Source organism: Actinoplanes flavus (genome assembly GCF_017592555.1).
GTDB classification, from domain to species: Bacteria; Actinomycetota; Actinomycetes; order Mycobacteriales; family Micromonosporaceae; genus Actinoplanes; species Actinoplanes flavus.
The window spans coordinates 1-6499 of the sequence record NZ_JAGFNS010000010.1 but is presented as its reverse complement, the minus strand read 5'-3'; the positions used below and the strand labels follow the sequence as shown (position 1 = coordinate 6499).

Below are 6499 nucleotides of genomic sequence, written 5' to 3'. Positions count from 1 at the left end.
CCCCGCCCCCCACGGGTGGTGGTCCGCCCCCCCCCGCGGGGGCCGGGGGGGCGGGGGGGCCGCCGCGTCCCGATCGGGGGATCAGCTCGTGGTACAGGTGACGGTGGGCCAGGTCCAGTTGCCGTTGGCCATGATGGTCACGCCGAAGTTGTTGCCGCTGCCGTTCGGCCGGGCCGTGACCGACCCGGTGGTCCCGCTGACCGCGGCGTTCCAGCTGTTCTGGATGCTCTGGCCGCCGTTGAGGTTGAGGGTGACGTTCCAGTTGCTGGTGCCGCTGACCGCGACGTTGAGGTTGAACCGGTCACCGAACTGCTGGCCGGCCGACAGGGTGGCGGTGCAGTTGCCGCCGCCGCCCGGGGGCGGCGTGGTCGGGCTGGTCGGGGTCGTGGTGCCGCCTTCGCGGACCGTGATGTCCGAGCTGCCCTGGCTCTGGTAGCCCTCGGTCGCCATGATCTGGTAGCTGTGGTTGGTGCCGAGGTTCAGGCCGGCCCGGGCCCACGCGTCGAAGTGGTTGGCGATCGTGATGGTGCCGGAGCTGCGCTTCGACTGCCGGACGCTCCAGAACTGGTAGAACGTCTGGGTGCCGTCGATCGACGGCGCGTTGACCCGCTGGCTGCGCAGGATGTCGTAGGTGCCGCCGTCGGTGGTGACCGTGCCCATCCGGGTGGCGCCGCTGCTCGGGTTGTAACTGCCGAAGTTCTCGACGATGTAGTACTCGATGAGCGGGCTGCGCGTCCATCCGTACAGGGCGAGGTAGGTGTTGTTGTTGCCCGGGTTGTAGGTGCCCGAGTAGGTGATCGTCCGGCGGGTGCCGGTGGCCCAGCCCTTGCCGCCGACCCAGTTGTTGGTGCTGCGGTCCCAGCTGCTGGAGTACCGGCCGTCGGCACGCAGCGTCATGCTCGCGTTGCCGCTGTCCTTCCAGAACGAGAAGTAGTAGCCGTTGTGGGTTCCGGTGGTGTTCGAGCTGACCGTCCGGTCGGCCTCGGCATGTGCGGCCGTGGCCACGGAGACCCCGGCGATCGCCATCGCGGCGGTGCAGAGAGCGGCGGTCAGCAGGCGGACACGCCCGCGCCGACGGGGGATTTCTTCGGACATGTGGGCCTTTCCTCCTCTTGAGGGGCTGTCGGGGAAGCAGCCCCACGGGGACGGGAATGTTACGAAATTGAGCTTCGTCATTACCCCTAACCGTGTCAACAACTTTCGGGGAAGTTTCGTAAATACCGAGATCGACCTCAACAGGCATTCGCGTAAGTCCTGGACAGTACGCCGGATGCATCCGCATCGGACGGTCTCGGAACTTTCGGAACTCGGCTATGCAAATCCTTTGAACTATGGTTAGCCTTCCCTAACTGACGATCCGCGTGAGAATGGACGGCCCCCCGATGCACACCTGGCGTTCGATCCTGGCCGTCGCGACAGTCGGCGTGCTGCTCGCCGGTTGTGGCGGCGGCACCGATGAACCCGATACTCCCGCGGCGGCCGGCCCCTGGTCCTTCAAGAGCGGCAACGGCGAGACCGTGACGGCCGAGAAGACCCCCACCCGGATCATCGCGCACGCCGGCGAGGCGGCCGCCCTCATGTCGTTCGGGATCAGGCCGGTCGGCATCTACGCCGACGAGCCGGTGAAGACCGACGCGAACCTCAAGAACCTCGACCTGGCCGGGATCACGATCCTCGGCGAGGAGTGGGGCAAGATCGACGTGGAGAAGGCGGCCTCCCTCGCCCCCGATCTGATCGTCGGTGACTGGTGGCCGGTCGAGAAGGCGTACTCCGGCCTGGAAGAGGGAGTGGACGAGAAGAGCAAGAAGCTCACCGAGCTCGCCCCCATCGTGGGTGTCACCCAGGGTGAGTCGATCGCCGACCTCGCGGAGGGCTACGAGGCGCTGGCGAAGAGCCTCGGCGCCAAGGTCGACGACCCGAAGATCGCCGAGAACAAGCAGCGGTACGAGAAGGCCGTCGCCGCGTTCAAGGCGGCCACCGCCGCGAAGCCGAACCTGACCGCGGCCGGGATGTCCCCGACCGACGAGAAGGTGTACGTCGCCAACCCCCGGTACGCCCCCGAGCTGCTCGACTTCCAGCGCTGGGGCCTCAAGGTGATGAACCCCGCGACGCCGGACGCCGACTTCCCGTATTGGGAGACGCTGAGCTGGGAGAACGCCGACAAGTACCAGCCCGACCTGATCCTCTGGGACGGGCGCGCCTACAAGGACACGCTGAACGCCGAGTTCGGCAGGAAGCAGCCGACCTGGTTCGAGGTGAAGGCGGCCAAGGCCGGCGCGGTCGTCTCCTGGCCGGCGTACTGGCTGCACACCTACGGCGACTTCGCGACCGAACTGGAGAAGCTGACCACCGCGATCAACGGCGCTGATGAGAACATCGGCTCCTGAGCGGGCCCTCGGGCTCGTCGTACTCTGCGCCATCCTGGCCGCCGTCGCGTTCCTCAGCGTCACCCAGGGCTCCCGGTCGATCGACCTGCCGGACGTCCTGCGGGCGCTGGGGAACCTGGGCGGCGACCAGACGATCACCAGCACCGTCACGCTCGAGCTGCGCGTACCCCGTACGCTGCTCGGGATCCTCGCCGGGGCCGCGCTCGGCGTAGCCGGCGCCATCCTCCAGGGAGTGACCCGCAACCCGCTCGCCGACGCCGGGATCATGGGCATCAACGCCGGCGCGGCCGCGTGCGTGGTCTTCGCCGTCACGGTGCTCGGCATCCGCGGCATCGGCGTCTACGTCTGGTTCGCGTTCGCCGGAGCGGCCGCCGCCACCGTGCTGGTCTACTCGATCGCGTCGATGGGCCGGGAGGGCGCCACCCCGGTCAAGCTGGCGCTCTCCGGCGCGGCCGTCACGGCCGGGCTGCTCTCGGTCACCTCGGCGATCATCATGACCGACGTGGACGCGCTCAACGAGCTGCGGTTCTGGCAGGTCGGATCGCTGGCCGGCCGGTACGCGCCGATCCTCACCGGCGTCGCCCCGTTCCTGCTGCTCGGACTACTGCTGTCGTTGGGTTGCGGGCGCGCGCTCAACGGGCTGGCGCTCGGCGAGGACGTGGCCCGCGGCCTGGGCCAGCGCGTCGGGCTCACCCGGGCCGCCGCGTTCGCCCTGGTGGCGCTGCTGGCCGGCGCGGCCACCGCGGCGTGCGGGCCGATCGTCTTCATCGGCCTGGTGGTGCCGCACCTGGCCCGGTTCCTGTGCGGACCGGACTACCGGTGGATCCTGCCCTACTCGATGCTGCTCGCCCCGGTCGTCCTGCTGCTCGCCGACGTGATCGGCCGGGTGGCCGGCGCGCCCGGCGAGCTCCAGGTCGGGGTGGTCCTCGCGGTGCTGTGCGCGCCGGTCTTCGTGGGCATCGTCCGCTACGCCCGGCTCACGGAGGCCTGACCATGTCCGTCGCCACACTCGACGTGCTGCGGGTGACCCGGCGCCGGCGATCCGTCCGGGCCGCCGTCGTCACCACGGTCCTGGCCCTGCTGGTGGCCGCCCTGTTCGTGCTGACCATGATGGTGGGCAGCTTCCGGCTCACCGCCGGGCAGGTGATCGTCTCGGTCCTGCATCTGGAGTCGAACCCCGGCGTCGACTTCGTGGTCCGCGGCCTGCGGCTGCCGACCGCCGGCGCCGGGCTCGCGGTCGGGCTCGCCCTCGGCGCCTCCGGCACCGTCTTCCAGCAGCTGCTGCGCAACCCGCTGGCCTCCCCCGACTTCGTCGGCGTCACCTCCGGCGCCAGCCTCGCGGCGGTCGGCGGCATCGTCTTCCTCCAGGCGGCGGGGCTGGCCGTGTGCGCGTACGCCCTCGGCGGCGCCCTGCTCGCGGCCCTGCTCATGTACCTGCTCGCCTGGCGCGACGGGGTCAGCGGCTACCGGTTCATCCTGATCGGCATCGGGGTCGCCGCGTTCTTCGACGGCCTGGTCGGGTACGTGCTGAGCCGCGCGAAACTGACCGAGGCGCGGCAGGCCATGCACTGGCTCACCGGCTCGGTCGGTCAGGCCAGTGAGAGCGAACTGCGCATCCTCCTGTACGCCCTGCCGGTCCTGCTGCCGGTCGCGGTGCTGTTGCAGCGGCACCTGCGGGCGCTCGAACTCGGCGACGACACGGCCCGGGCGCTCGGTACGCGTACCGAGCTGAGCCGTGCCGCCCTGCTCGCCACCGCCGTCCTGCTGGTCGCGCTCGCCGTCGCGGTGGCCGGCCCGATCGTCTTCGTGGCGCTGGTCGCCGGCCCGGTCGCGAACCGGCTGCTCGGCCCGGCCACCGGCGGCATCGCGGCGGCCGCCCTGACCGGCGCGGCGCTGCTGCTCACCGCCGACCTGATCGCCGTGCACCTGATGCCGGCGCCGCTGCCGACCGGTGTGGTCACCGGCGCGGTCGGCGCACCCTACCTGCTGTGGCTGCTCGCCACGACGAACCGGAGAGGAGCCGGCGGATGACACGGCTGCGCGCGGAGGGCCTCACCCTCGGCTACGACGACCGGGCCGTGGTGAGCGGCCTCGACGTCGACATCCTGGACGGGAAGGTGACCGCCATCGTCGGCGCCAACGCCTGCGGCAAGTCCACCCTGCTGCGCGGCCTGGCCCGGCTGCTCAAGCCGCGGGCCGGCGCGGTCCATCTGGACGGCACGCCGATGTCCGCGATGAGCACGGTCGACGTCGCCAAGGTGCTCGGGCTGCTGCCGCAGTCGCCGGTCGCGCCGGACGGCGTCACCGTCGCCGACCTGGTGTCCCGTGGCCGCTACCCGCATCAGGGCTGGTTCCGCCGGTGGACCGGCGAGGACCACGAGGCGGTGGCCCGCGCCCTCGACGCGACCGGCACCGCCGACCTGGCGAGCCGCCCCCTGCACCAGCTCTCCGGCGGGCAGCGGCAGCGGGTCTGGGTGGCGATGGCGCTCGCCCAGGACACCGATCTGCTGCTGCTCGACGAGCCGACCACCTTCCTGGACATCAACCATCAGGTGGAACTGCTGCGGCTGCTGCGCACCCTGAACCGGGAGTCCGGCCGGACGATCGTCGCGGTCCTGCACGATCTGAATCTGGCCAGCCGCTTCTGCGACCACATCATCGCGATGGCCGACGGCCGGATCGTCGCCGAGGGCGCCCCGGGCGAGGTGATCACCGCCGAGCTGGTCGGGAAGGTGTTCGGCCTCGCCTGCGTGATCGTCGACGACCCGGTCGCCGGAACCCCGATCGTGGTGCCCGCCTGACCGGGCGTCAGGGAAGCAGGATCCATTCCACGGTGACGGTCGCGGTCAGCTGCTGCCGGCCCGGCTCGACCGGCATCGCGGCGTCCGCGGCGAACTTCCGGTCCGGTACGCCGGGCTCCCCGCCGTCGAAGGGCACGTCGCTCACCCGGACCACCCGGCCCAGCTTCCGGCCGGCCGCTCCGGCGTACAGCTCGGCCTTGCCCTCGGCGTCGGCGAACGCCTTCCGGCGCGCCTCGGCGAGCAGTGCCGTGTCGTCGTCGATCGCCCACGACACGCCGTTGAGCCGTGCCGCGTCCCCGCCCGCCGTGACGGCCGCGGTGAGCAGCGTCCCGGCCTTCTTCGGGTCCCGGATCTTCGCGGTGAGCCCCTGCGTCACCGTGTAGCCGGTGATCTTCCCCTTGTCGTCGCGCTGCGCGCCGATGTCGGCGTGGGAGGTCTGCAGGTCGGCCGGGGCCGTGCCGGAGCCGACCAGCGTGTCGCGCATCCGGGTGGCCGCCGCGCTGGCGCGCTCCAGCGCCTCGCCGACGGTGGGCGCGGCGGCCTCGGCGGCGAAGTCGGCGACGAGGATGTCGGGCTCGCCGTACACCGCGCCGGTCCCGGTGACCGTGACACTGTCCCGGGCCGGTGCGGCGACGGCCGGGCCGGCGGTGAGCGCGAAGAGGGTGGTCAGCGCGGCCACCGGGGCCGCGACACGAGATATCAGCATTTCCTCATTAAAACCATTTTTGGTACGAATTACGCGCTCATCGCTACGGTGGGCACATGACGGCGAGGCGCTCGATCCTGGTCGCGGCCCTGTTCAACGCCCCGGCCGTGGTGGCGCTGTGGAGCGGTCGCCCGCTGGAGCTGACATCGGTGGCGGTCGGCGGCGTCGAGGTCGGCGGTTCGGCCCGGCGCGCGGAACGGGTGCTGCGCGAGGCCCTGGGCGCACCGGACCGGGTCGTGCGGAGCGACGGTTGCGAACTCGACCCGGCTGCGGAGCCGCGCCGCCATCTCTTCTGGGGAGCGCTGACGGTCGCCCTGGCACCGACCGGCAACCGCCTGGTGGGCTGGACCGTCGGCGCCGGACGGCTGCCGGACGGCGTCCGGTTGCCGCACGACGTGACGACCGCGACGACCGTCCGGAAGGCGCTGCGCACCATCCCCGGCGCGACCGCCCGGTGGGACGACGTCTTCCAGAAGTACTGGATCACCACGCCGAAGGAGCCGCCGATGATGTGGGCCGGCGACCGGGCGGACGGCTCCGGGCGGATCACCTACATCACGAACGCCTTCGAGGCCTGCGAATAGCCGAACGGGGCCCCCCCCCCC

At 71.4% G+C, this 6499-nt stretch carries 7 protein-coding genes; 5 read left to right on the top strand and 2 right to left on the bottom strand.

Going from position 1 to position 6499, the window contains the following annotated elements; genetic code table 11:
• Positions 1–81 precede the first annotated feature (81 nt).
• Complete coding sequence (locus J5X75_RS16440) at positions 82–1095, bottom strand: glycoside hydrolase family 11 protein (protein ID WP_238488267.1); 1014 nt, start codon at positions 1093–1095, stop codon at positions 82–84.
• A gap of 287 nt (positions 1096–1382) precedes the next feature.
• On the opposite strand from J5X75_RS16440, the gene J5X75_RS16435 reads away from it, so the two are divergent.
• Genes J5X75_RS16435 through J5X75_RS16420 form a run of 4 tightly spaced genes read left to right on the top strand, consistent with a single transcriptional unit; the run spans position 1383 to position 5188 of the window.
• On the top strand, positions 1383–2387 hold the full coding sequence (locus tag J5X75_RS16435) for an ABC transporter substrate-binding protein (RefSeq protein WP_208468280.1): 1005 nt from the start codon (positions 1383–1385) through the stop codon (positions 2385–2387).
• A complete protein-coding gene (locus tag J5X75_RS16430) occupies positions 2368–3378 on the top strand; it encodes a FecCD family ABC transporter permease (protein ID WP_208468279.1) in 1011 nt (336 codons plus the stop codon). Before J5X75_RS16435 ends, J5X75_RS16430 begins: the two co-directional genes overlap by 20 nt.
• A 2-nt stretch (positions 3379–3380) precedes the next feature.
• Positions 3381–4418: a FecCD family ABC transporter permease gene (locus J5X75_RS16425; RefSeq protein WP_208468278.1), complete on the top strand. Its 1038-nt coding sequence runs from the start codon at positions 3381–3383 to the stop codon at positions 4416–4418.
• Positions 4415–5188, top strand: a complete 774-nt coding sequence (locus tag J5X75_RS16420) for an ABC transporter ATP-binding protein (RefSeq protein ID WP_208468277.1) — start codon at positions 4415–4417, stop codon at positions 5186–5188. The genes J5X75_RS16425 and J5X75_RS16420 overlap by 4 nt, the downstream gene beginning before the upstream one ends.
• Before the next feature lie 7 nt (positions 5189–5195).
• On the opposite strand, the gene J5X75_RS16415 is transcribed toward J5X75_RS16420, so the two are convergent.
• Positions 5196–5894, bottom strand: coding sequence for an SIMPL domain-containing protein (locus J5X75_RS16415; RefSeq protein ID WP_208468276.1), 699 nt, complete (start codon positions 5892–5894; stop codon positions 5196–5198).
• Between the two features lie 56 nt (positions 5895–5950).
• Here J5X75_RS16415 and J5X75_RS16410 point away from each other — a divergent pair, with 56 nt between their 5' ends.
• Positions 5951–6478: a hypothetical protein gene (locus J5X75_RS16410; RefSeq protein WP_208468275.1), complete on the top strand. Its 528-nt coding sequence runs from the start codon at positions 5951–5953 to the stop codon at positions 6476–6478.
• The last annotated feature ends 21 nt before the right edge of the window (positions 6479–6499 follow it).

Bases quoted from the DNA above. Each gene is read 5' to 3' on its own strand.
- J5X75_RS16440 (WP_238488267.1), bottom strand. From the start codon at position 1,095: ATGTCCGAAGAAATCCCCCGTCGGCGCGGGCGTGTCCGCCTGCTGACC.
- J5X75_RS16435 (WP_208468280.1), top strand. From the start codon at position 1,383: ATGCACACCTGGCGTTCGATCCTGGCCGTCGCGACAGTCGGCGTGCTG.
- J5X75_RS16430 (WP_208468279.1), top strand. From the start codon at position 2,368: ATGAGAACATCGGCTCCTGAGCGGGCCCTCGGGCTCGTCGTACTCTGC.
- J5X75_RS16425 (WP_208468278.1), top strand. From the start codon at position 3,381: ATGTCCGTCGCCACACTCGACGTGCTGCGGGTGACCCGGCGCCGGCGA.
- J5X75_RS16420 (WP_208468277.1), top strand. From the start codon at position 4,415: ATGACACGGCTGCGCGCGGAGGGCCTCACCCTCGGCTACGACGACCGG.
- J5X75_RS16415 (WP_208468276.1), bottom strand. From the start codon at position 5,894: ATGCTGATATCTCGTGTCGCGGCCCCGGTGGCCGCGCTGACCACCCTC.
- J5X75_RS16410 (WP_208468275.1), top strand. From the start codon at position 5,951: ATGACGGCGAGGCGCTCGATCCTGGTCGCGGCCCTGTTCAACGCCCCG.